We start from the raw sequence: 23,169 nt of genomic DNA, 5'->3' as shown, positions 1-23,169 counted from the left end.
CAACTACTTTTTCAGAAACATATTATTTATGATCGATAATAATATGTAAATAATAATTATCACAGGAATTGCACCAAACTGAAGCAATAAAAGGCAAAGAAAAGAAATTGCCAAAAACACAATCTGCAATAGATTATCTTTAAAAGTAAACTTTTTAAATTTTAAAGAAAATAACGGAATTTCAGCATTCATAATATAAGCGCTACCTAATGTAATCACTAATAAAACCCATTGGTTCGTTAAAATTTCAAGTAACATTAAAGAGTCTGAAAATTTCAAAACCAAAGGCAAACTCAACATAAACAATGAACTTGCCGGTGTTGGCAGACCAATAAACGAATCTGTTTGTCGCGTATCAATATTAAAATTAGCTAAACGATAACAAGAACCCAAAGTCACAATAAATCCTATAAATGGAATAACAGGATTGGTTCCAAGTTGATGCCCGCTATTCGCAAACATGGTATACATTACATAACCCGGAGCAACTCCGCTAGTAACCATATCGGCCAAAGAGTCTAATTGCAAACCCAACGGGCTTGAAACTTTGAATAATCTGGCAAAAAAACCATCAAAAAAATCAAAAAAGATTCCTAAGCAAACCATGTAAAAAGCCATTTCGTAATTGGCTTCAGAAATAAAAACAACGGCTACACAGCCACAAAAAAGATTAATTAAGGTAATTAAATTAGGAATGTGTTTTTTGATATTCATCTTTATAATTTTTGATAATGGTAAGGAACAAATTTAGCATAATAACTGCATGTAAATTGTGTTTTTATAAGAGTTTTTTATTTGAATTCCTGACTTTTGTAATATTTCTAAAAAGGGACAAATTAGCTGAGTAAAATATTATATTTTTGGTAAAAATTAAAAACCTGCCTCAATCAGCAAAAAAAAGTCCGTTGAAGAAACTTTTTACGTTATTATTATTTTGGAGTTTTACTGCACAGTATGCACAAACCGTTCGAAAATATTCGAATGAGTTTATGAATATTGGTGTTGACGCGGCAGCATTAGGAATGTCCAGTGCCGTTGTTGCTTCTACAAACGATGTCAATTCTGTATATTGGAATCCTGCAGGTTTAACTAATCTTGAAGATCATCAAATTTCATTAATGCACGCGAATTATTTCGCCAATATTGCGCAATACGATTATATAGGATACGCAAGTCCGATTGATGATCGTAGTGCATGGGGAATTTCGATGATTCGTTTTGGTGTGGATGACATTATGGATACCACTCAATTAATCGACAGCCAGGGAAATATCGATTATAACCGAATAAGCTTATTCTCGACCGCAGATTATGGTTTTACCTTTTCATACGCCAGAAAGCTACCTGTAGAAGGCTTTCAATATGGGATAAACGCCAAAGTAATCCGAAGAATTATTGGAAAGTTTGCCAATTCGTGGGGTTTCGGTTTTGATTTTGGTCTTCAGTTTGAGCGAAATGACTGGAAATTTGGCTTGATGCTTCGTGATATTACTACAACTTATAATGTGTGGAATATTGATGAAAAGGAATATGCTAAGATTGCAAATGCTATTCCTGGCGAAAACAATACATTACCCGAAAGTACCGAGATTACTTTACCAAAAGCACAATTGGGAGTTTCAAAAAAATTCGATTTCCATTATGATTATAGTCTGTTAGTTGCTACAAATTTAAATATGCGTTTTGAGCAGACAAACGATATTATTTCTACAAAAGCAGTTAGTATTGATCCTGCTATAGGTTTTGAATTTGGCTATACTGATCTTGTATTCTTAAGAGCTGGAGCAGGAAATTTCCAGAATGTAACTCAGCTTGACAATACCGAAAAAGTAAATTTTCAGCCTAATATTGGATTAGGATTTAAATACAAAGGTATTCAGGTTGATTATGCTTTAACTGATTTAGGAAATCAAAGTGCAGCTTTATATTCTAATATTTTTTCTTTAAAAGTAGATTTAGGTATCTTTAGATAATATTACAACCCAATTAAACTTCTTAAAATTTTAAATTATGAAAACTGTCATTTTCAAAAACACACTTTTTTATTTACTATTATTACTAAGTTTTATTGGTTTTAGCCAAAATTTACCACTTTCTAAAGATACTAAAATAAGTGTTATCACTTGTGGTCTTGGTAATGAGACTTATTCTTATTTTGGCCACACTGCCATACGTGTCGCAGATACTGCAAACAACATTGATTTGGTTTATAATTATGGAGCTTTCGATTTTAGAACACCCAATTTTGTTGCCAAGTTCGCAAAAGGTGATTTACAGTATTTTGTAGTGGTTCATCCGTTTGCAGATTTCATGAATGAATATAATTACGAGAAAAGAAGCGTTTTTGAACAAGAACTTATAATTCCTCAAGATTCAAAACAAAAGCTTTTTGATAATTTGAATGCCACTTTACTTTCTGAGGATCGATATTATACTTATAAATTTATTGATAAAAACTGTACTTCAATGGTCGTGGATATTATCAATAAAACTTTAAATGGAGGTGTAATTACTAAAATAGAAGAAAAAGATAAAACGTATCGTTCTATTCTGTTTCCTTATTTTAATGGTCATTTTTACGATCAATTAGGAACTAGTATAATATTCGGAACGAAAGTCGATCAATTGGGCACTAAGATATTTTTGCCTTTTGAATTAAAAAATAGTTTAGAAAAAACTACTTTTCAAAATCATCCATTGGCAGAGAAAAGTCAAACTCTTTTAAGTTTCGAAAAAGAAACACCAACTTCATGGTGGAATAATATTTATACTTATATTGTTATATTAGGATTCGTGATTTTAGCTCACAACAAAATTGTAGATAAAATATATCTTTTCATCTTATCCTTAATGGGAATCTTTTTTGTTTCGGTTGGATTTTATTCTTTTCATCACGAATTGGCAATGAATTATAACGTTCTGCTTTTTAGTCCGCTTTTATTGATTTTGCTAATTCTTTCGATTCTGAAAAACAAAAGATGGACGTATCGATTTGCCGTTTTACATTTACTATTCCTCGTAGTTTATATTTTTGTTTTAATCAACAAAGCACACTTCTTTATTGTATTACCGATGATAATTACAAGCGGATTTGTTTTAGTAAGAGTAGCACTGAGAAACAAAAAACGTATTCCGATTATTATCTAATTATTGGCCGCGATAAAACAAAACGGTTGTAAAGGTTTTGAAAACAATGTTCAAGTCAAGAAAAACACTTCGGTGTTTAATATAATACAAATCATATTGAAGTTTCACTAAACTTTCTGCTATAGATTCTCCATAAGAATAATTAACCTGAGCCCAACCTGTCAAACCTGGTTTAATAACATGGCGGGTTTCATAGAAAGGCATAACTTGGGCAATCTCTTCAACAAAAAATGGTCGCTCAGGTCTCGGACCAATAATTGCCATATCGCCCTTTATAATGTTGATAAACTGCGGAAATTCATCTAATCTTGATTTACGCATAAATTTACCAAAAGGCGTCACCCGTTTATCATTTGAAGTTGCAAAAACAATTCCGTTTGCTTCAGAGTTTTCAACCATAGTTCTAAACTTATAAATCTTAAAAACTGCTCCGTGCTTACCCACGCGTTCCTGAGTATAGAACAAAGTTCCTTTGTTCCCAATAAGATTACCAATCAAAATTAGGGGGATGAAAAGCGCACAAATAACTAAACCCACAGAACAAAAAACCAGTTCAAAGAAACGTATTAAAATCAAATACAGCTTATTACTATTACTGCGACTGAATGGAAAAAAGCGATAAAAATCACGTTCTATGCGATGTACAGGAATACGTTGTGTTTTATTTTCATAGACCTGAGTATATTCTCTAATTATGTTTCCGGACTCCAATAAATGTAATAACTGCTGATACAAATCCGCAGTGATTCCGTCTGTTTTTCGAGAAGCAATTATAATTTCTGAAACGTAATTCGTACTTACGAATGCTTCCAAATCATCTTTTTTGATCTCTTTTACATAATGAAACTTAGGATCTTCTACAGAAACTGAATCTGAATTTACAAAGCCAACAATTTTATAATGCGGATCGACATTTTCAAGCCCTAAGACTAACTCTTCTACCTGATCCTGATCACAAATTAAAACCACACTTTGAGAGAAACGATGTGAAGCCAGGAAAACAGCATAAAAAAATCGCCAAAGTAGCAGTGCTCCTAAAATAGTAAAATAAAAAATTAAAATAACTAAACGCTGTTTAGGCAGTTCGGGAGATAATATTGGTGTAAACAAATAAACCAATACCGACGTTGTGACTGTAAAAATCACACTTCGCAGAATTTGAAACTGATTACTTGAAACCTGAAGGTTATACATTTCGAAAATTACACCAAAAATGAGAATGTAGGCAATTAACAAAAGTGGTCTAAAAAAATGGGCGGAATCTAGAACAAAATACTGATAATTAAACAGGGTGCTTAACATATACAGACCTGACAAAATAAAAGCCGCATCAAATATTCGGAGCAGTATTTTTCTTTCCGAAATTTCGAAGTGCATTTTCTTATTGGAAACCATGTAGTCTGTTTTTTTAAGCTCTTTGATTGGGGACAAATGTATCATAAAAAAAAAGATATTACTCGAGTGAATTTTCTGCTTTTTCGGGAATTTTAACCTGTACAGAAAGAAGTGCTAGTGCATATACAAATGCCGGTGCAGCGATACGCATAGCAGCATGATTTATAGTTAGGAGCCAAAAAAAATAAAAAGATAAAAAGTACAAATGTTGAGGGTTATTTATATACAGCGTAAAAGGAGTTATTAATAGTATAAGTAAACCAAAGATTCCAAATAAACCATGCTCGCTAAGCATACGTGAAATTTCACTATGCGCAGCAGTAGCAGAACCAAGTGTCTCTTTCCTCATTTCTTTCCCCAATCCAGGACCAATACCTAATACAGGATTACTTAAAAATGCATCTAAGTCTGAACCAATGATTGCTTCTCTTCCTCCTAAACGATCTTTTTTCACTCTTCCTTTTGCGTCCTGATTTGCATAACGTTTTTCAATCAGGCCTCTTGTTTGTAAAGAACTGTAACCCCAGACTCCTATTGCAATCAAACCGCTTAAAACGGCAACAAAACTAATTTTACTCTTTCCTTTGCTATTTGAAAAACAATATAACAGAAACAATAATAATAATATCATTGCCACGCCTGTTATAACACCTCCTCGAGAAAAAGTTACTACAGCTCTGTAAGAAATAAAAATTAATAATACCCCATTTAAGACAATTTCCTTTTTTGATTTTGAAAACAAAATCAATTGTGTAAAGAAAATAAACATTCCCAATCCTAAAATAGTTGAAACCTGATTAGGGCCAAAACCTCCAGAAGTTGCAAAGTTCGAAGTTGTTCCTCTTACAACATCTTTCACACTAGGATTAAACAAAAATAAGTAAGTAACAGTTGTAACTATAGGCAATCCCATTGTTATTAAGACATTTTGCAAATTCAAAAATGTTAATCTCTTCTTTAACATATACATTGATGCAACTGCCAAACAAATAGGACCCGATAAATTAAAAATTATAGCTTTTTTAATATCTAAATTAAAATTTTCAACAGCACTGGTAACTAAAATTCCTGGAATTAATAGCAATAAAAAGAAACCAAAAATAAGCGCCCTTTTTGAAAAATTGCTATACACCATACCTATTAACATAAAAAAAATAACAAGAAATTTTATGTATTCATTATTAAAATTACCTCCTGTCATTCGCAAAAAAACCTCAACTCCAACCAAATAAGCTGAGACAAGAATTACTTCATTGTTTCTATTTTTATTTCGCACAGTAATCAAAAGACCAAAAACAGGAATAATTAATGCATAAATTTTAGACAAAAACGGTACACTAAAAATTACTATAGCAATGACTACATGTATCAGGACAAGAAAACTATAGGATAATGATTTTTTTTTCATTAATTTATTTTTTATAAGCCATAATCAGTTTTTCTATCACCTTCTCTTCTGAATAATTTTCAATAACAGTATCTTTAAAACAAGATCCTAATTGGATTCTTAATGATTTATTTTCTACTAATCTGATCAATTGATTCTCTATTTCTGATTGATTTAATGGATTAAATAACAATCCGTTACTATTATCCTGGATGATCTCTGAACAGTATCCCACGTTTGTTGATACAACTGCAAGACCATCTAAACCATATTCCAATAAGGTTACAGGAAAACCTTCATCGGTTGAAGCTAAAACTCCTATTGAACATTGAGACAGGATATGTTTAATATCATTTCTATCACTGTACAAATGTATATGTTTTTCTAATGATTTTTTTTCTATAAAATCTTTTAAAAGTTGAGAATAAGAATCATCATAATCTCTTCCAATTAAATGCAGGCTCCAATCTGTTTCCTGCAATTTTAAATTACTAAAAGACCTAAGAACCGCGATATGATTTTTTGGCTTTTTTAAATTTGCCAAAAACACAATACGCCTTCCTTCCTTTCCTTTTAAATAAGTAATTTTCTCATAGTGCTTTTTTACTGAGACAAAATTTGGAATAAAAAAGACTTTTTTACAAAACATGTTTTTCTGACTCCATTTCTTTAGTTGTAAATTGACTACAAAAATGGAAGAAAAAAAAAATGAAGAAAGTACTAAAACACGATTTTGTTTTTTTGATTGCTTAGGTCGGGATCCATAATGATCATGCCAGACAATTTTAAGTTTAGGCAATGTTAGCTTTACTAAAACAGCTGTAAAAAAAGAAGAACTATGTGCATGAACTATATTTACCTCATTTTTTACAATATAACCCCTTAATTTTAAAATAGCCAGAAAATCAATTTTTTTATTTTTCCTTAAAAATAAATACGAAACATTCTTCTCTACTTGTGAAAGTAATTTTCCTTCTTTTCTAGTAACCACCAAACCCGAAAAAGCTATATTTTTTGCTAGCGAATTTGCATAGCTTACTGCCATACGCTCGGCTCCGCCAGCTTCTAAAGAATCTATTATCTGAACAATTCTCATTTTACTAGCAGCTTTTTAATTTCTTCCTCAAAAACATCGATGGTAAATTTTTGGGACCATTCGATTGCTGTTTTACTCTTTTCCATAAAACAATTTTCATTCAAAAGTAGATTTACAATTTGTGCTAAATCCTGTTCTAAATTCATTTTTAACAAAATACCCCTTTTTCCATAATCAAGCATGTAAGGAATACAGGAAACATTTGTAGATAGAGGAACACACCCCCAAAACATACCTTCAGCTACTGCTTTTGGCCAACCTTCACTTCTTGAAGGCAAGATAACAAAATGACTTTTTTGATATGCTTTTTTTACGGTTTCTTTATTTTGATTTCCGTGCAAAAAGACAAGTTTTTCGAGTTGATTCTCTTTTATATAATTTTCTAAAATAGGTTTTTCCTCCCCATTTCCATATAAATTCAAAACTACTTTTCTTCCATTTTGCACTAACTTTTCCACCAATTTTATAGCATACATTGGGTTTTTACCTTTTACTAAACTTCCAACAAAAATAAACTCCGCTCCTAAATTGATACTACTTTTTTCAATTGTTTCCTTTTCATCCTGTGAATAAGTCGCTGTAAAAAATGGTTTTATATTTTTTGATCGTTTTATCCAATCTCCATATACCAAAACCTGCATATTTCTTGTCAAGAAAGTATTATTCAGTATTTTTCTTTGAAGTTTATATGTCCATGGCTGCTTGCTCTGGGGATCCCAATTTCCGGCATATTTTGCAGTTTTTTTCTTGTGAGGAAAAAAGATTTGAACAATGCATCCAATTAACCCCATATTTCCAGGACATCTTAAATGTACGTGATCTGCTCTCTTCATCGCCAAAAAAACAACCCAGAAAATTTTAGGCAACTTAAAAATTGACAGCCATATATTTTTAAAACTCATAAAATCAAAAGCCGATACCTGCCAAAAATTTATTTTACCCTTATATGGCATGTCAATTAATGTTGGAATGCCTGTAGCTAAAGGTGCAACAATTATCACTTCATCCGCATCTTTTAACCAAATGTTCATTTCACGAACATAAGGTGCATAACCTGAGACACCATCATTATTTTGAGTATGATTTACATGCGTAATTATCGCGAATTTCATTTTAAATATAATTAATTAAACATCTGATTTCCTTTTAAATATCAGTAGTTATTTATTTAAATTTCAACTTGAAACAAAGAAGTTATTTTTGTTTTTTTTGCAAATTAACAGATCATAAAAACGAGCGTTTTGACATACGATATTTTCTAATCCATATTTCTGAATTACAAATTCTCTTGCTCTCTCTCCTACTTTTTTTGCCTCTTCTTTATTAGAAAATACCCATATAATTTTCTCTGCAATATCTTCAGGATTATACGGATCACATAATAATCCAGTTTCATATTCCTTTATTGTTTCTGGTCCGGGACCTAATTTTGTAAAAACAACTGCTTTTTTCATTGACATAGCCTCCGGAGCTACCAACCCTTGCGTTTCCATGTGTGAAGGAAAAACACATACAGAAGCTTCTGAATAAGCTCGTGGAATATCATTATATGAAATCGCTCCATGAAAATGGATGTCATTTGCCAATTCTCCTAATTTGGGTAGTTCTTTAACTTTTAACATTTGGATATATGAACTTCCATCTGAAAAAGACCAGTCTCTGCCATAAATTTCAAGAGTTACCTTGGGGAATTCTTTTTTTACAAGTGGAAAAGATTGTACCAATTGACGTATGCCCTTTTTTTCACAAACGGTTCCTGCAAAAACAATTTTATTTTCAGATAGAATTGTATCTATTGGATTAAATAAGTGTGTATTAATTGGATTACTAATATAGACAACTGGTTTATTATTATAACTTAAGTATTTTTCGGTATGATCTTTTACAAACTTAGAAACAGCAATAAAAGCATCGCTTTTTTTAAAGGATCTTTTTTCCTGAAATCCCTTCCACCTATTGATTTTTCTTTTTTCGCTTTCAGCAAAAAAATGATGTCCTCCATGAAGCCTAATAATATATTTAATCCCTTTTATTTTAGAGATAAAAGCAAAACCAAGCTCAGGAGACTCAATAATGTCTATTGGATCTTTTTTGTGAATTTCCCTGATTTTATCATTAATTTCTTTAGAATTAAAATACCACGTAAGTCCTTTAACAGTGTGTTTTTTTAATCTGAATACCTTTATACCTTCAAAAACTTCTGTTTCATCATTGCTAGTATAATTGATTCCAACAACAGATACTTTTATATTATGTTTTACTAGTGCAGTTGCTAATGTCTTAACAAAACTTCCCACTCCACCATGTGGAAATCCCTTTTTTGGAAATTCATTTGTTAGAAAACAGATGTGCATTTATAAATATTTTTTAATGAAAATATCGATTGGCAAGTAGAAGTCATTAACGTTTGATTTAATTTTTTCTTCCTCCCAATCCCACCAATTAATTTTATTTAACGAATTAATAATTTCCTGATTGTGTTTAAATTTAATTATTTTTGAAGGAACACCCCCTATTATAGCATAATCAGGGACATCATCTGAAACTACTGCGCCAGCCAAAATTGTAACTCCATTACCGATAGTCACTCCTGGCAAAATAGTTACGTTCATTCCTATCCAAACATCATTACCTACCCTAATATTACTTTTTTCCGGTTGCAGTCTATCTTTTATATCACTAACTATAAATGAAACATTATTGATTATAACCTCATCTTTCTTTTCTAAAACTTCATGAAATAAAGGAAATGACGTTATTTGACTTTCTGTGTGATATCCAGAATCACAAATAAAATTCACATCATTTGCTATTGAACAATATTTCCCTACTATTAAAGTTGAATTATTAGACCATCTCCAGACAAAAGCTCCATTATCATACGTTTTAGCTCCAACCTCAATCCACTTCGCATCCCTTAAATAGGTATGATTCCTGCCTTTTAAATAGGTATGGTAGTTAATACCTAAAAAACGCCATAGTAGTTTTCTGAAACTTTCGATCATATAGTTTATTTTTGTAGAGGTGTCTTTAAGGTGTTTGCAATATTAACAGATGCCCCCTTAGCTCCAACAACTATGTTAAACCATTCATGTAAATAATCTGTTGAATTCCATCCTTTCTTATTAATAATCTTTTCAATAACTTCTTCCTTACTATTCAGCCAAATAACAGCATTTTGATCAGGCATACTTTTAAAATGTTGAAATTGATAAATTGTCTTAACTGACCAATCGCTATTTACTTGATTCTTTTGATCATAATTAATAAATGCACAAGGTTTGTTAAACATTCCAAAATCAAAAGCCATTGTAGAACCTACATTCACCACTATATCAGAATAATAAGCAGTGCTAATTAGTAATTTTACATCTTCAATAGAAGGATAAACAGCATTCCATTCTTTAGATTTACTAAAATACCATAAGGGTGGTGCTTCTTTTATTAGATCTCTATACTGATTTACTACCTCATCAAATCTACCTGAAAAATCTACCGGGCATCTTCTTAATAATATCTGAAAATCATTCTGAAGATTTACTTTTGTAATTTCCTCTGCAATATCTTTTAGATAGCCTGGATCATCAGGAGATGTTTTAGTATCATCACCAGAAAAACAAATTATTTTTTTATTCAGATCTAAATTATATTTTTTATAAAAAACCTCTTTATCGATAATATTATCCGGATTTTGATAAAACTCAAACTGAGGAGTTCCTGTAACCTGAATCTGATTATTATTAATTTCAGGATAATAAATTGCCATTTCATTTTTCATGTGATCTGACCAAACTAAATATTTATCTGCTCGTAAAGCCATGCGGGCTTTGGGCAAATTATCCCATGAATAAATTACTGTAGTAGTTTTTATTCCTAAATCGCTTGCTGCAGCAAATATAGTCGCAGCTTTTAAAGCTCTTTGATGAGAACAAAATACTACACCAGGCTTCGTTTTCTTTAAAATATTTGTAACTTCAGTATAAAATGGATTTCGACGAATCGTTTTTTGGTATTTTATTTCAAGTTTTAAAATACTTGAATATTTTTTAAAAAAAGGAGCCAAAAACTCAATTGTTTTATAAAACACTTTTTTCGAAACTGTTTTTTGATTCCAGTTCCAATTCGTCAATAAACTTGGATTATTTGTTTTTGAATAATTGTAATATAATCGTGAAAGGCAGATTAATTCTCTTAAAAACTTTTCACTAACCGTCTCATTATAACTGGGAATTGTCACTTCCTCTTCAATTGGAGTATTTTTTTTTATAGCTGCAATTGTTTCCATATCAAAATTATGAAACAGAATAGAATCTTTTTCAAAACTAGTAAACGTGTTTGAATAAAGGTAATTTCTTATTCCAACACCATCAGGGAATAATAGTAAAATTTTATTTTTCTTCATCAAAAATTTTCTATTTATTAAAAAAATCTTTTAAAATTCTTGCTGTAAATATCTTTGATCCGGAATCATTCATATGCCCACAGGATGAGAAATACTTATCTTCAATTACAACATTTTCATAATTATGAATTTCTGGATAAGCCTTTTTTACTTTATCAAAATAATTCATTCCAATTACATTTTTACACATTGGTGTCATTACAGCAATAAAATTAATGTGATTGGTTTTACATGTCTCTTTAATTTCCTCGTAATATTTGTTGTGAGGCAACGGATTTAGATTTACAATATTGTTTTTCATGTTTCCGTTTTTATGCTTTTGTAAAGGGTAATATCCTAAGTTATCTAACACATTGGTTTTCTCACCAGTGGCAATTTTATAAACTTCTCTAAAACCTATTTTACTGTCAAATTTTACATATCTGTAAAAAGGGATATAATATAATGTCCTAAAATTATCCTCTACTGAAAAATGTTCTTTAATTACTTCTGAGTTATGAATATAAGGTAAAAACTTTGCCGAAACACCATCTGATTCTTTATCATTAGAAAGATTCAAATCTGCTTCCAGAATAACGTTTTTTATTTCATATTTTCTTTCAATCATTAATTTCAACAACAATGATGCTTCAAATAAATGTCCTCCGCTCATTCCATAGTTAAATGTCTTTAGCCCTTTATCTTCAAACATCTCTGCTACAAAATGATTATTGGCACGCGAAGATCCGAGAATAACTACATCATATTTCTTTGCTTTCGAATTAAAAACAGTTTCTATTTTTCCTCTGTTTTTAGATTTCAAATAAACATAAGTATAAAGTCCATCCAAAACCACAGCAATCAAAACAATGATTGCAACAATCTTGGTTAAATAAATTAAAAAATTCTTCATTAAAACTGAAAGTATATAAATTCTTTATAATCTGAAAAGGTTCCGAATGCCATAATAGCCATAACGGCTAAAGCTAATTTCAGTAATGCTCTTTTTCCTGAAATTGGCTCTACTTTGTTTCGGCAATTCCATTCGACTAAAACAAAAAGACCAATCATAAGTAACAATTCATAGCTATAACGCTCGTTATCTAAATATTGCGAACTAAAATCTCCGTTCGTTATAATTCGTTTTAAATATAGAATAGCATCAGAAATGCTTTTCGCTCTAAAGAAAACCCAGGCAATACAAGTTATCGAGAATGTAAAGATTATACTCCACAATACTTTTATGGAATCGAAATCAAATTTTAATTCAATTGAATCAATATTATTACGATTACTATTTGACAAAAGCAATGGTAGAAAATAAACGGCATTTATAAATCCCCATGCAAGGTAAGTCCAATTAGCACCATGCCAAAAGCCACTCACGACAAAAATGATAAATGTATTTCTAATTTTCATCCAGAGTCCTCCTTTACTTCCTCCTAAAGGAATATATAAATAATCACGAAACCAGGAAGAAAGTGAAATATGCCATCTACGCCAAAATTCGGCAATATCTCTTGAAAAATATGGATAATTAAAGTTTCGCAATAAATCGAGTCCAAACAATTTTGAAACTCCAAGTGCTATATCTGAATAGCCCGAAAAATCGCCATAAATCTGAAATGCAAAATATACAGCTCCTAGAATTAACGAGAAAGAATTTACTGTTGTATAGTGATCAAAAATAGCATTGGCATATGTTGCGCAAGTATCTGCAATAACGACCTTTTTTACAAGTCCCCAGATTATTTGATAAACACCTTCTTTTGCAGTCTGAAAATTAAACTCTCTTTTTACTTTTACCTGAGGCAATAAATGTGTCGCTCTTTCGATAGGGCCGGCTACTAAAAGTGGAAAATAGCTCACGAAAAGTGAATAATCAACAAAATTATATTCCGCTTTTATTCTTTTATAATATATATCAATAACATAGGATAATCCATGAAAAGTATAAAATGAAATACCCACCGGTAATATTACATTTAATAAAATTGGACTTGCCTTAATGCCTAGAGAATTTAACAATTCTGAGAAAGAGGATGCGAAAAAGTTATAATATTTAAAGATTCCTAAAAAACCTAAATTAACTAAAATACTTAGCCAAAACCAAAATTTTCTGCTTTTTTCAGATTTCCCTTTCTCTATTTGTATTCCTGTGTAATAATCCAGAAAAGTAGAAAAAACCAATAAAAACAAAAATCTCCAATCCCAACACGAATAGAAGTAATAACTGGCAACAATAAGTAAAGCATTTTGAGTGCTTTTATTTTTATTAAAAACAAACCAATACAGAAAAAAGACTATTGGTAAAAAAATAGCGAAGGCTATGGAGTTAAAAAACATACGGTATTTTAATAATTTTCATTTGATTCTGGAGCGGCAAAGAAAGGAATTATTCTTTAGAAAAATGAGGTTTTAATTCTTTTGCAAATTAATCAAACTGTACTCCTGCTTATTTTTAAATAATTTAAATTTGACAGACTATTATCTTACTGATTAATAAACTATACAGAAACTTACTCTATTTTTTCAGAGCTACTTCTTCAGCTTTCTTCCAATCCTGCATTGTATCAATATTTACATGAAACTCTGGATTCGATTCTATGAAAGTGATGCTTTTTCCGTATATAGAATGCTCTTTTAATAGAACTTCTGTTTTAGTTAAATAAATGCTTCCATCTCGATGATATGCTGTTGGGAGTTCTTGTCTTCTGGAAATAATTTGCTTTTCACCTGTAGCAATTTTTAAATTGCCTTCGTCATTCTCTTCAAATGTCCAGTGTGGATTGTATTCATGTGGTACTTTTAGAACCGAAACCAAAGAATCTGTATCCTTTTCTATAAACTTTTCGATTGCTTCGTTCAGGAATTCAATCGTTCTGAAAGGGCATGTGACTTGCAAAAGACAAACTGCATCAAAAAATACATTTTGATTTTCATACCATTGCAGCGCATGAATAATTACATCAATAGTTGGAGTATTATCCTGAGCCAATTCCATTGGCCTGACAAAGGGCAATAGAATTCCTAATGATTTTGCTATCTTAATAATTTGCTCATCTTCTGTCGAAACTATAACTTCCGTCAGATATTTAGATTGTAATGCAATTTCTGAAGTATAAGCTAATAATGGTTTTCCATTTAGTATTTTAATGTTCTTACCAGGTACACCTTTTGAACCTCCACGAGCGGGAATTATAGCTAAAACTCTCATTTTAATAGACAATAGTTTTATGAAACTGCAAAGGCACCTCAGCTAACAATTGAGCAATTTTATCTCCTGCAGTTCCAGTTCCATAAATAGAAGATGAAGCCGTCGTTCCTTTCTGGACAGAAGATAGTATAGCAGTTTCTATTTGTTCCTGCGAATAATCAACATCAACACTATTTCCTCCTCGATCTCTTCTATTTTGACGGGATCCAATATTAATTACCGGAACACCTAAAAACGCACATTCACGTATTCCAACACTTGAATTTCCAATTAAACAATCACTATGTTTTAACAATTGCAGAAAATCCTTTCCTTCCATATTTTTAAAAAAATGGACATTGGGTAATTGATGTTGTTCTCTAAACGCACGTATCCCTGTAGAAGTTCCATCAGCTCCCGCATCAACATTTGGCCAAAACCAAAGTGTAGGTTTGTTTAATTTGTAAATCGCTTCTAGTGTAACTTCTATATGTTTTCTTGAGTCCTGATATTCTGTTGTAACAGGATGTTGCATTACAACCAAATAACCTTGAGATAAATCAGGCTTTGCTCCAACACCACCATATTTTTCATAAGGATCAAATGGAAGTATTTTGCTATTTAGTATTTCTGAAGCCAGATCAATAGAAGGACATCCAGTATTAAAAACCATATTAGAATCTTCTCCCAATTTTATAACTCTCTCCTTTGCACTTTCTGAAGCTACAAAATGATAATCTGCCAGTTTTGTTATAGCGTGGCGTACTTTTTCATCAATATTTCCAGTGACTTCTCCCCCTTGAATATGTGCCAAAGGGATATTCATATAAGATGCGGCGATTGCAGTTGCCATAGTTTCAAAACGATCTGCAACAGTTACTACAATATCTGGTTTTAGATTATCGAAAACAGTTGATAATTCCAGAATACCAATTCCCGTAGTTTTTGCAGCTGCTGTTAAATTTTCTCCTTCTAATACATTAAATACTTTTGCTGCGATAACAAAACCATCTTTTTCAATATAATTTACAGCAGATCCATATCGATCCAATAAAGCTGAAGCGGCAATTATTAATTGCAGCTCCAAATCCGGATGTTCCTGAATCGCAGATAAAACTGTTTTTACACGACTATAAGAAGGACGCGCCGTGATAACCACAGCTATTTTTCTTTTTGGCATTTTTATTTTATTAAACTTGGGCTAAATGTAGGTAAAAAGAGGATGATAAAACAACGCAATTTTATAACAAATCGGTTTCATTTAAAAAATCCCATTTCTTTAAATCTTTATTTAAAGTTTTTCCAATTATACTTTGAAACTGAGAAGCATCTATTCCAAAACCTTTTGGTTTTTTTGATTCTAAATCATCAAAAGTCAGAATATGATTTTTAGGCAAATCTTTATTTACTGCTAATGATTTTTCAAATATCTGTTTGAGCGAAGAAAAAGCTTCATTATTATTTTTATCTATTGGATTAGATATGGCAGTGGCAATATTTTTAATCGAAATTACTAAATCTCTGGTTTCCAAAATTGTCAAAGAAGATTTTGAGTCCGGGCCAAACATTCGTCTGTCGAAAACAACATGAAATTCTAAAATATTAGCTCCTAAAGCTGTTGCCGCAATACAAGTTTCTATTTTTGCAGAATGATCTGAAAAACCAACCGGCGCCTTATAACGGTTTTTTAATTCCTGCATCACATTTAAACCATATTGTTCAGGCTGAGTAGGATATGCTGTAGTACATTGCAAAATAGAAAATTCAACATTTCTTTCTTTTAAAAATGCCACAGTTTTATCTAATTCATCAAAAGAACTCATGCCGGAAGACAATATAACTGGCTTTCCAGTTTGAGCAATTTTTTCTAAAATAAGAAAATTATTAACTTCACCTGATCCTATTTTATATTTTTGAACACCTATTTCCTCTAGCCATTCAACGGCCAAATTACTAAATGGAGAACAAAGAAACTCTAATCCTACACTATCACAATATTTTTTGATCTCTTTCCATTGCTCTAAAGAAAACCCCATACGTTTCCAATAGTTAAACCTTGTATTATCTTCTAAAGAAAATTTTACTCTGAAAGGTTCGTGCTCACTACTCTCTGCTTCGGCGATATGCATTTGAAATTTTATTGCATCGACTCCAGTTTGAGCAATGGCATCAATATAAGAATATAAAATTCCAAGACTACCTTCGTGCGCCTGACCAACTTCGGCAATTATAAATGGTTTCATGTTGAATAAATTAAAGTTGTCTATTGGCATTTATCAAAAACCAATTTTTTATAAAGTAATTATTTCTTGAAAAAATCTAAGAATCTAATTTCAAGAATAAACATTCCCATTTAGGAAAAGTATCTTAAATATGATATTAAACTTCTTATTTAATAATTCAATCTCTTCTTTGCTTCCTCAATAATTTTATTCATTCCAACATTCCATGCTTTTGTAGAATATAAATCGGGAGGCAATCCTGTATCTAAAAATTTACCGTTTAAAAAATTATTTATTTCCTGTTCCCATTCTGAAATATTATGTGGGTCCTTAATCAGACTTCCAAATTTTCCATTTTGTAGTACCTCAGAAACACCTCCCATTGCAGATGCAATACAATGTGCACCACAATGCAATGCTTCAATCAAACTAAGTCCAAAGCCCTCTTCATATAATGTTGGAAAAAGATAACAGTCTGAAACCTGATAATATTTTGGAAGTTCATCGTTAGGGATTTTGCCCAAGAATTCAACCCCGTCAGTTCTTTCCCTTGGATCGCAACCAATTACCAATAAAATTATATTTTTGTTCGTTCTATAAATTCTTTTCCAAACTTCCAGAATGAGATCTAAACCTTTTTTTGGTTTATCCTGTGAACACCAAACAAAAACTTTTTTATCGCCAAAACCAAGAGATTTTTTTAATTTACTTTTTTCAATGTTTGTTAGTTTAGTAAATTTTTCAGTATCAATTCCGTTGTATAATATAGAACAATTAGTAGGTAGAATCCTAATCTCTTCTCTATGCTTTTGATAACTGTTATTGGTCAGTAAAACCAATTCATCAATAACTTCATAAAAATCCCTTTGCGCATCTTTTTGAATATATGGTGGAAAACCGTGATAAAAAAATTGAATGTAGCATTGCTTATCAATTCCTTTTGAAATTAGATAATTTTTAAGCGGTTTAACCATTCCATAATTATCTATTAACTGAATAATATATTTTTGATCCTGACATATTAATTTATCTAGGGCTTGAATATATTCAGCTTTCTTTTTTCCAAAAAATTTGCGTTGCAGTTTATGCAAAAAATTAACCTTAACAAAGCTATATTTTACACCTTCAAAAGGCACCAATGGTTTAGAACAAACTATGGCATCTATTTTATGATCATTTTGCAGATAATTTTTATACAATGTTGTCCAGCTTCCTATTTTAGAATAGGGTATTGGAAATTGAGAAATCAAAACAACTTTACAAGTAGATTGGAAATTATTCATTTTTTAGTAATTTAAAGGATCTGGCAAGCCCAATCTTTTTAATATAAATCCACGCGTATTTTTATTATTAACAAAACGTACTATTAACAAACCTAATTTTCTTCCTATTAAGCCCATTTTTTTATCTTCTATTTTATTAACATCAATACCTTCTGAATCTTCCTGTTTCAAATCAGAAATAATACCATCCATCCATTGTTCTTTTTTGTTTCCCATATGAAAAGCATAATTTTCCATGGTCGCAAGTCTTAAATAACCTAGACTATTATTAGGTCTATCGATAAATTTTGCTTCTACTCCTCCAACTATTTTTATAAAAGCTGGTTCACTTGTACCTTTGTCAAAAACGTCTCTTTTAAGAGTAGCTACAAAATGACCACAACCTAAAACAGCTTTTCCTGAGTTATTTTTATTTTTTAGTACTAGATATTTTTCCAAATGAATTGGTTTGTACATTAGAGTCTCATTACCTAAACTCAAATCAAAACGATGCATCGCATCGGGATCAATAACATTTTCAAAACTTAATTTTCCCTTAAAAAAACCATAAAACCAAGTACTAGAAGTAAAATTTGAAAGCGCTTTACTACTTGGGACAGGACTTACCATTCCAGCCTCAGAAAAATTAACAAAAATATCTTCCACTGCTTCTTGCCAACCTTGTTTAAATAAAACATCAGAATCGGTAATTGTTATTAGGGGCTCCAGATTACCTTTTACTGCTGCCAAAATTGCATTAATCTTTCCCAAATTTTCTTTAGAATGAAAAACCTGATCAATAAAAATGGTCTTTTCAAATTCTTCATCAATAAAAGCTTTTACTAATGGATGACAATTATTATTATAAATTGTAATTCTTGTTTTTTTATGAATTGTCTTTAATAATGATCTTATACACAATTTGAAAATTTCAAATGACTCATTAAAATACCCTTCAAAATGAGGTATATAAACAGGAACTATGATTCGATGATAATTTTCAATTATAAGTTTTTTGTTTTCTTTTTCAGGATTAATTCCTATTCTCATAATGTTGTATAAGTTTTTTTATTCCATTTTCAAGAGTAACAAGGTCTCTTCCTAAAAGTTTTTTCATCTTTGTTGTATCAGGACATCTTCTTAGCATGTCCCCTTCTTCAAGTGCCGGAAGATGAATAATTTCTGACTGAGAGTTTGCTATTAAAATAATTTGTTTAGCTAAATCTAAAATGGTCATTTCAGTATCACTTCCCACATTCAGTACGTCATTTACACATTTATCTTCATATAATGCTTTTATACAAGTATCTATGTTATCCTGAACGTAACAGAATGAGCGAGTTTGTAAACCATCTCCATATAGATAAATTGGTTCGTTTTTAATTGCTGCTTTTATAAATCTTGGAACCACAAAATCCTCACTTTGATTAGGTCCATAAGTATTAAAAAATCTAAAAATCGTGTATTCTAATCCATATTCCTGAAAATAGGATTTAAAAAAGGCCTCACCAATATTTTTAACTATCGCATAGGGTAACCTTGAATTAAGTGGTGTTGTTTTTTCATTTTGCGGAATTTCAAATGGTTCTCCATAAACTTCAGATGAACTAGAATAAAATACTCTTTTAACACCTGAATTTTTTGAAAGCGAAAGTATATTTTTTATACCTTCTATATCATTTAAAACCAAAATAGGATTAGCGAGAGTTCTTTTTACACCAACGACTGCAGCGTAATGAAACACAAAGTCAAAATTATATCTGCCAAAAATTGGTACAATATCATTGTAGTTATTGGCATCTGCTTTAATAAAAACAATATTATCACACTTGGGTATTTTACTGAGATTCCCAGTTGATAAATTATCTACTATTACAATAAAATTACTCGTATCTTCTGCTAATTTACTTGCAATGGCGCTTCCAACGTTTCCAGCGCCTCCGGTAATAAGTATGCTTCTCATTTATTTATAAAATTTGTATTTTCAAATTCTGTGACAATTTCAATATATTTTCTTCTTGTTATAGTTCTAAAAAAGCTTCTGGCATCTAGTTTTTAAAAATATTTCATATAGCAAGTATAGTTTTTTGCATGTAGACAATTTCCAAAATCCTTTATTAGAAATTGATCGATCTAAGAAATATAATTTCATTCAATCTCTCAAAGAAAACATATTTAATTTGCTTTTCTTTAAGATCGTTCCTTATATTATGTTATTATAAAAAGTACTTAACATAGTACTACTACGATAAATCGATAATCATTTGAACGACTTATACGATTTCTCAAAATATTAAATTAATTAAAAGATTTTCTAATTTTAAAAAAAATACTGCTGATAAAAATATAAAATTGCCCCACTAAAAAATTAGACAAATAAAAATTAGAAATTTTAATAAAAAGAAAAACATTTCTTTTATCACTTAAATAAGTCTTATTAAGATTTTTAAATAACAAATGAGATTGTTCAATATTAAATTTTTTTCTTTTTGAATTGGCCAGATAATAAAAATACTTAACTGTTGCAATCCTTTTTATTTTAAGATTAGAACGAGCTCCAGAAATACTCAAAAATGAATGTCTTATAAAAACTAACGCATGGTTTATTGTGAAAATATCTTTAAAATCGGAAACTTCTAGAATTGCTAATTGATCTGAATGCCATCCAAGGGGAAAATTCTTAAAACCAACCCGTATTAATTTATCCTTAAAAAAAATGTATTCACTTAAAGAACTTCTGGTTTTTCTAAAGATAAAATCTACTGAGTTCTCTATTTTAGGATGACAATATAAATTGGATATAAAATTTCCGCTTTCATCAATTTTTATTGTCGCATAGCGAATAACTAAAATTTTATGACTAACAACCTCAGCAATGTTTTCATAAAATGCCTCGACAAAATTAATATCTAAAACATCATCATCCCCCAAAATCATAATCCATTCCTCATTTTCCGAAAGGTCGATACAACGCTCCCATTGTTGAGTTAATGACGTTCCTCCTAAATTAGTATCAAAACGATGATAAGTAAAATTAAATTTACCTACATACTTTCCAAGTAAAGCAGAAGGATCTTCCGGGCTTGCATCATCACCAATATAAACTTTAAATCGTTTATCTGTTTGTTCGGATAATGACTTTAGAGTTGATTCAAAAAATGTAAGTTTATAAAATGGAATTACGATCGAAAGATTCATTAATATTAGTCTTTTTTTAATTTTCTGTAAAAAAACTTTACAATACGTAAAGGAATTAATACAAACTTACCTAATTTGTATTCATTTGAATTTTTTAAAGAGACACCTCGTCTTTCTAATTTTTCAATTTTATTTAAAAACAAATCTACCGTTTCTTCAAAATTATCAATATACAAATGTTTGTGCTTGAAATAAATGTATCTATGCAATGACTTTCGATATAATTTGTTTGCTTTTTTATTTCTGGAATTATTTTTATCTCTATAATTAAACAATTCCTCTTTAATAATACAAATATTCCAATTTGATTCCACAATTCGTATATGAAATTCCCAATCTTCAAATCCCTCTCTCATTTTTTCATCATAACCATCAACATCAATCCAACATTGTTTTCTATATAATGAATTTCCACTCGCTCCATTATTAAAAATTATGGTCTTTATATCACCTCCTTCTAATTTACAAACTTCCTTTATTATACCATTTTTCACTAATCTATACCAACAACTTACAATTCCTATAGATTCTTTTTCTAATAATATATTTAAACTTTTTGACAAAAAACTGGGTTCAAAATAATCATCAGCATCCAGTGTTAAGAAATAGTCTCCTTTGGATTCTTTTATTGCCTTATTTCTCGCAGTGCTAGGGCCTAAGTTTTCTTGAGAAAATATTTGAATGTTTTCTTGAGATATATTTTTTAAAACTTCTTTTGTTTTTAAGTCAGATCCATCATCAACGATAATAATCTCAACATTTTTATAATCTTGATTATTAATTGAGTTTATCGCTTCATGAATAAATTCATGATCATTATAACAAGGTATTATAACTGAAACTAACGGTTGTATTTTCATTTAAGAACTATTTTATTAATAAACCAAAAATTAATCTTCTTGCAAATTTTATAAATATTACAAAATCAAAATTTAAAATATAAAGATGTAGCAAGTGCTTCCATTCATTAAATAGTAATTTTCTATATCTTTTAACCTCAACTTCGTATCTATACATCAATTGAAGATTTTGCTTCTTTTTATATGTATTTTTTTGCCAAAGGAACTTTAAAAATTCAATTGAAGCTTGATTTTTTATATAAAGATTATCCTTATTTCCCGTAATACTCTCGTTTGAAACCCTAATAAATATAATTGAATCGTTTATTGAATATATTGGCTTTTTATCTGAAAATTCAATCCACGCTCTGTCATCACTATGCCATCCTAATGGATAGTTATAAAATTTATACTTTTCATACGTTTTTCTAGTAAATAAATACTCTGACAAAGAACTCCTTGTTTGATGCATTATCTTTTTTAAATAAGAATCAATGGGATGCTCGATTGTAGGATGTATGAATAATTGAGATATACTTTTCCCCGAACTATCAACAACAATTGTTGAAAACTTAACAACCTGAATTCCAAAATTTTTAATCTCTATAAGGTTTTCATAAAATTTTGAAATAACATTTGATCCCAAAACATCATCATCTCCTAGAACCATTATCCATTCTTCTTTAGCAGATAAAGCAATACATCGTTCCCATTGTTCAGTCAATGATATACTTCCTAAATTGTTTTCAAATCTATGATAAACAAAATCGAACTTTCCTGAATACTTTTCTAGTAAAGCAATTGGGTTTTCAGGGCTCTTGTCATCACCAATGTAAACTTTAAATCGTTTATCTGTTTGGTTAGCAAGGGACTTGAGTGCCTCTTCAAAAAAAGAGAGCTTATAAAATGGAATTATTATTGCCACCATTATCTAAAAAGTAATTTAAATAGCCGACGGTAAAATTTAGACTTTGGTTTAAGTGATATTAATTTCATCTAATTTCGTTGAAATTCGGTAAATTATTATTTTTACCAGATTGCACATT

21 protein-coding genes are annotated in these 23,169 nt (G+C 30.3%); 2 read left to right on the top strand and 19 right to left on the bottom strand.

Going from position 1 to position 23,169, the window contains the following annotated elements:
• Positions 1 to 3: 3 nt before the first annotated feature.
• Positions 4 to 714, bottom strand: a complete 711-nt coding sequence (locus tag KHA98_RS16090) for a CDP-alcohol phosphatidyltransferase family protein (RefSeq protein ID WP_213258924.1) — start codon at positions 712 to 714, stop codon at positions 4 to 6.
• A gap of 191 nt (positions 715 to 905) precedes the next feature.
• Here KHA98_RS16090 and KHA98_RS16085 point away from each other — a divergent pair, with 191 nt between their 5' ends.
• Together KHA98_RS16085 and KHA98_RS16080 are read left to right on the top strand one after the other, a co-directional pair.
• Positions 906 to 1,973 carry a putative type IX sorting system protein PorV2 gene (locus KHA98_RS16085; RefSeq protein WP_455424127.1) on the top strand — a complete coding sequence of 356 codons (1,068 nt, stop codon included), beginning with the start codon at positions 906 to 908 and terminating at the stop codon, positions 1,971 to 1,973.
• Positions 1,974 to 2,010: 37 nt separating this feature from the next.
• On the top strand, positions 2,011 to 3,147 hold the full coding sequence (locus KHA98_RS16080; RefSeq protein ID WP_213258923.1) for a lipoprotein N-acyltransferase Lnb domain-containing protein: 1,137 nt from the start codon (positions 2,011 to 2,013) through the stop codon (positions 3,145 to 3,147).
• Here KHA98_RS16080 and KHA98_RS16075 read toward each other — a convergent pair whose 3' ends face one another.
• The 18 genes from KHA98_RS16075 to KHA98_RS15990 all read right to left on the bottom strand — a co-directional run bounded on the left by KHA98_RS16075 (position 3,148) and on the right by KHA98_RS15990 (position 23,051).
• A complete protein-coding gene (locus tag KHA98_RS16075; protein WP_213258922.1) occupies positions 3,148 to 4,542 on the bottom strand; it encodes a sugar transferase in 1,395 nt (464 codons plus the stop codon).
• Positions 4,543 to 4,600: 58 nt separating this feature from the next.
• On the bottom strand, positions 4,601 to 5,950 hold the full coding sequence (locus KHA98_RS16070) for an O-antigen ligase family protein (RefSeq protein WP_213258921.1): 1,350 nt from the start codon (positions 5,948 to 5,950) through the stop codon (positions 4,601 to 4,603).
• 4 nt (positions 5,951 to 5,954) lie between these two features.
• Positions 5,955 to 7,025 (bottom strand): glycosyltransferase, encoded by a 1,071-nt coding sequence (locus KHA98_RS16065; protein WP_213258920.1) that lies wholly within the window; start codon positions 7,023 to 7,025, stop codon positions 5,955 to 5,957.
• Positions 7,022 to 8,137: a glycosyltransferase gene (locus KHA98_RS16060; RefSeq protein ID WP_213258919.1), complete on the bottom strand. Its 1,116-nt coding sequence runs from the start codon at positions 8,135 to 8,137 to the stop codon at positions 7,022 to 7,024. Before KHA98_RS16060 ends, KHA98_RS16065 begins: the two co-directional genes overlap by 4 nt.
• A gap of 63 nt (positions 8,138 to 8,200) precedes the next feature.
• On the bottom strand, positions 8,201 to 9,379 hold the full coding sequence (locus tag KHA98_RS16055) for a glycosyltransferase family 4 protein (RefSeq protein WP_213258918.1): 1,179 nt from the start codon (positions 9,377 to 9,379) through the stop codon (positions 8,201 to 8,203).
• Positions 9,380 to 10,030 carry a CatB-related O-acetyltransferase gene (locus KHA98_RS16050; protein ID WP_213258917.1) on the bottom strand — a complete coding sequence of 217 codons (651 nt, stop codon included), beginning with the start codon at positions 10,028 to 10,030 and terminating at the stop codon, positions 9,380 to 9,382.
• 5 nt (positions 10,031 to 10,035) lie between these two features.
• Complete coding sequence (locus KHA98_RS16045; protein ID WP_213258916.1) at positions 10,036 to 11,427, bottom strand: glycosyltransferase family protein; 1,392 nt, start codon at positions 11,425 to 11,427, stop codon at positions 10,036 to 10,038.
• 10 nt (positions 11,428 to 11,437) lie between these two features.
• Positions 11,438 to 12,319, bottom strand: a complete 882-nt coding sequence (locus KHA98_RS16040; RefSeq protein WP_213258915.1) for a hypothetical protein — start codon at positions 12,317 to 12,319, stop codon at positions 11,438 to 11,440.
• Positions 12,319 to 13,752 carry an MBOAT family O-acyltransferase gene (locus tag KHA98_RS16035; RefSeq protein WP_213258914.1) on the bottom strand — a complete coding sequence of 478 codons (1,434 nt, stop codon included), beginning with the start codon at positions 13,750 to 13,752 and terminating at the stop codon, positions 12,319 to 12,321. The genes KHA98_RS16040 and KHA98_RS16035 overlap by 1 nt, the downstream gene beginning before the upstream one ends.
• Before the next feature lie 178 nt (positions 13,753 to 13,930).
• Positions 13,931 to 14,623, bottom strand: coding sequence for an acylneuraminate cytidylyltransferase family protein (locus KHA98_RS16030; protein ID WP_213258913.1), 693 nt, complete (start codon positions 14,621 to 14,623; stop codon positions 13,931 to 13,933).
• A gap of 1 nt (position 14,624) precedes the next feature.
• A complete protein-coding gene (neuC, locus tag KHA98_RS16025; protein WP_213258912.1) occupies positions 14,625 to 15,782 on the bottom strand; it encodes a UDP-N-acetylglucosamine 2-epimerase in 1,158 nt (385 codons plus the stop codon).
• A gap of 61 nt (positions 15,783 to 15,843) precedes the next feature.
• Complete coding sequence (locus tag KHA98_RS16020) at positions 15,844 to 16,845, bottom strand: N-acetylneuraminate synthase family protein (protein WP_213258911.1); 1,002 nt, start codon at positions 16,843 to 16,845, stop codon at positions 15,844 to 15,846.
• A gap of 149 nt (positions 16,846 to 16,994) precedes the next feature.
• Positions 16,995 to 18,107, bottom strand: a complete 1,113-nt coding sequence (locus KHA98_RS16015; protein WP_213258910.1) for a glycosyltransferase family 4 protein — start codon at positions 18,105 to 18,107, stop codon at positions 16,995 to 16,997.
• Positions 18,108 to 18,110: 3 nt separating this feature from the next.
• On the bottom strand, positions 18,111 to 19,136 hold the full coding sequence (locus KHA98_RS16010; RefSeq protein WP_213258909.1) for a glycosyltransferase family A protein: 1,026 nt from the start codon (positions 19,134 to 19,136) through the stop codon (positions 18,111 to 18,113).
• The gene (locus tag KHA98_RS16005) at positions 19,120 to 20,049 is read right to left on the bottom strand and encodes an NAD-dependent epimerase/dehydratase family protein (RefSeq protein ID WP_213258908.1); all 930 of its coding nucleotides are present in this window, start codon (positions 20,047 to 20,049) and stop codon (positions 19,120 to 19,122) included. Before KHA98_RS16005 ends, KHA98_RS16010 begins: the two co-directional genes overlap by 17 nt.
• A 335-nt stretch (positions 20,050 to 20,384) precedes the next feature.
• Positions 20,385 to 21,284 carry a glycosyltransferase family 2 protein gene (locus tag KHA98_RS16000; protein WP_213258907.1) on the bottom strand — a complete coding sequence of 300 codons (900 nt, stop codon included), beginning with the start codon at positions 21,282 to 21,284 and terminating at the stop codon, positions 20,385 to 20,387.
• Between the two features lie 5 nt (positions 21,285 to 21,289).
• Positions 21,290 to 22,144, bottom strand: coding sequence for a glycosyltransferase family 2 protein (locus tag KHA98_RS15995; protein ID WP_213258906.1), 855 nt, complete (start codon positions 22,142 to 22,144; stop codon positions 21,290 to 21,292).
• A gap of 7 nt (positions 22,145 to 22,151) precedes the next feature.
• On the bottom strand, positions 22,152 to 23,051 hold the full coding sequence (locus KHA98_RS15990; RefSeq protein ID WP_213258905.1) for a glycosyltransferase family 2 protein: 900 nt from the start codon (positions 23,049 to 23,051) through the stop codon (positions 22,152 to 22,154).
• Positions 23,052 to 23,169: the final 118 nt, after the last annotated feature.

Origin of the sequence: Flavobacterium branchiicola (assembly GCF_018383905.1) — a bacterium.
In the GTDB taxonomy this organism is placed as follows: Bacteria; Bacteroidota; Bacteroidia; order Flavobacteriales; family Flavobacteriaceae; genus Flavobacterium; species Flavobacterium branchiicola.
Note: the sequence above shows the minus strand (reverse complement) of the source record. Positions and strands in the feature narration are given on the sequence as shown.

Excerpts from the sequence above, each read along its gene's own strand:
- KHA98_RS16000 (WP_213258907.1), bottom strand. The coding sequence starts at position 21,284 with ATGAATCTTTCGATCGTAATTCCATTTTATAAACTTACATTTTTTGAA.
- KHA98_RS16075 (WP_213258922.1), bottom strand. The coding sequence starts at position 4,542 with ATGGTTTCCAATAAGAAAATGCACTTCGAAATTTCGGAAAGAAAAATA.
- KHA98_RS16060 (WP_213258919.1), bottom strand. The coding sequence starts at position 8,137 with ATGAAATTCGCGATAATTACGCATGTAAATCATACTCAAAATAATGAT.
- KHA98_RS16030 (WP_213258913.1), bottom strand. The coding sequence starts at position 14,623 with ATGAGAGTTTTAGCTATAATTCCCGCTCGTGGAGGTTCAAAAGGTGTA.
- KHA98_RS15990 (WP_213258905.1), bottom strand. The coding sequence starts at position 23,051 with ATGGTGGCAATAATAATTCCATTTTATAAGCTCTCTTTTTTTGAAGAG.
- KHA98_RS16055 (WP_213258918.1), bottom strand. The coding sequence starts at position 9,379 with ATGCACATCTGTTTTCTAACAAATGAATTTCCAAAAAAGGGATTTCCA.
- KHA98_RS16020 (WP_213258911.1), bottom strand. The coding sequence starts at position 16,845 with ATGAAACCATTTATAATTGCCGAAGTTGGTCAGGCGCACGAAGGTAGT.
- KHA98_RS16080 (WP_213258923.1), top strand. The coding sequence starts at position 2,011 with ATGAAAACTGTCATTTTCAAAAACACACTTTTTTATTTACTATTATTA.
- KHA98_RS15995 (WP_213258906.1), bottom strand. The coding sequence starts at position 22,144 with ATGAAAATACAACCGTTAGTTTCAGTTATAATACCTTGTTATAATGAT.
- KHA98_RS16015 (WP_213258910.1), bottom strand. The coding sequence starts at position 18,107 with ATGAATAATTTCCAATCTACTTGTAAAGTTGTTTTGATTTCTCAATTT.
- KHA98_RS16005 (WP_213258908.1), bottom strand. The coding sequence starts at position 20,049 with ATGAGAAGCATACTTATTACCGGAGGCGCTGGAAACGTTGGAAGCGCC.
- KHA98_RS16045 (WP_213258916.1), bottom strand. The coding sequence starts at position 11,427 with ATGAAGAAAAATAAAATTTTACTATTATTCCCTGATGGTGTTGGAATA.
- neuC (WP_213258912.1), bottom strand. The coding sequence starts at position 15,782 with ATGCCAAAAAGAAAAATAGCTGTGGTTATCACGGCGCGTCCTTCTTAT.
- KHA98_RS16070 (WP_213258921.1), bottom strand. The coding sequence starts at position 5,950 with ATGAAAAAAAAATCATTATCCTATAGTTTTCTTGTCCTGATACATGTA.
- KHA98_RS16090 (WP_213258924.1), bottom strand. The coding sequence starts at position 714 with ATGAATATCAAAAAACACATTCCTAATTTAATTACCTTAATTAATCTT.
- KHA98_RS16010 (WP_213258909.1), bottom strand. The coding sequence starts at position 19,136 with ATGAGAATAGGAATTAATCCTGAAAAAGAAAACAAAAAACTTATAATT.
- KHA98_RS16035 (WP_213258914.1), bottom strand. The coding sequence starts at position 13,752 with ATGTTTTTTAACTCCATAGCCTTCGCTATTTTTTTACCAATAGTCTTT.
- KHA98_RS16065 (WP_213258920.1), bottom strand. The coding sequence starts at position 7,025 with ATGAGAATTGTTCAGATAATAGATTCTTTAGAAGCTGGCGGAGCCGAG.
- KHA98_RS16050 (WP_213258917.1), bottom strand. The coding sequence starts at position 10,030 with ATGATCGAAAGTTTCAGAAAACTACTATGGCGTTTTTTAGGTATTAAC.
- KHA98_RS16040 (WP_213258915.1), bottom strand. The coding sequence starts at position 12,319 with ATGAAGAATTTTTTAATTTATTTAACCAAGATTGTTGCAATCATTGTT.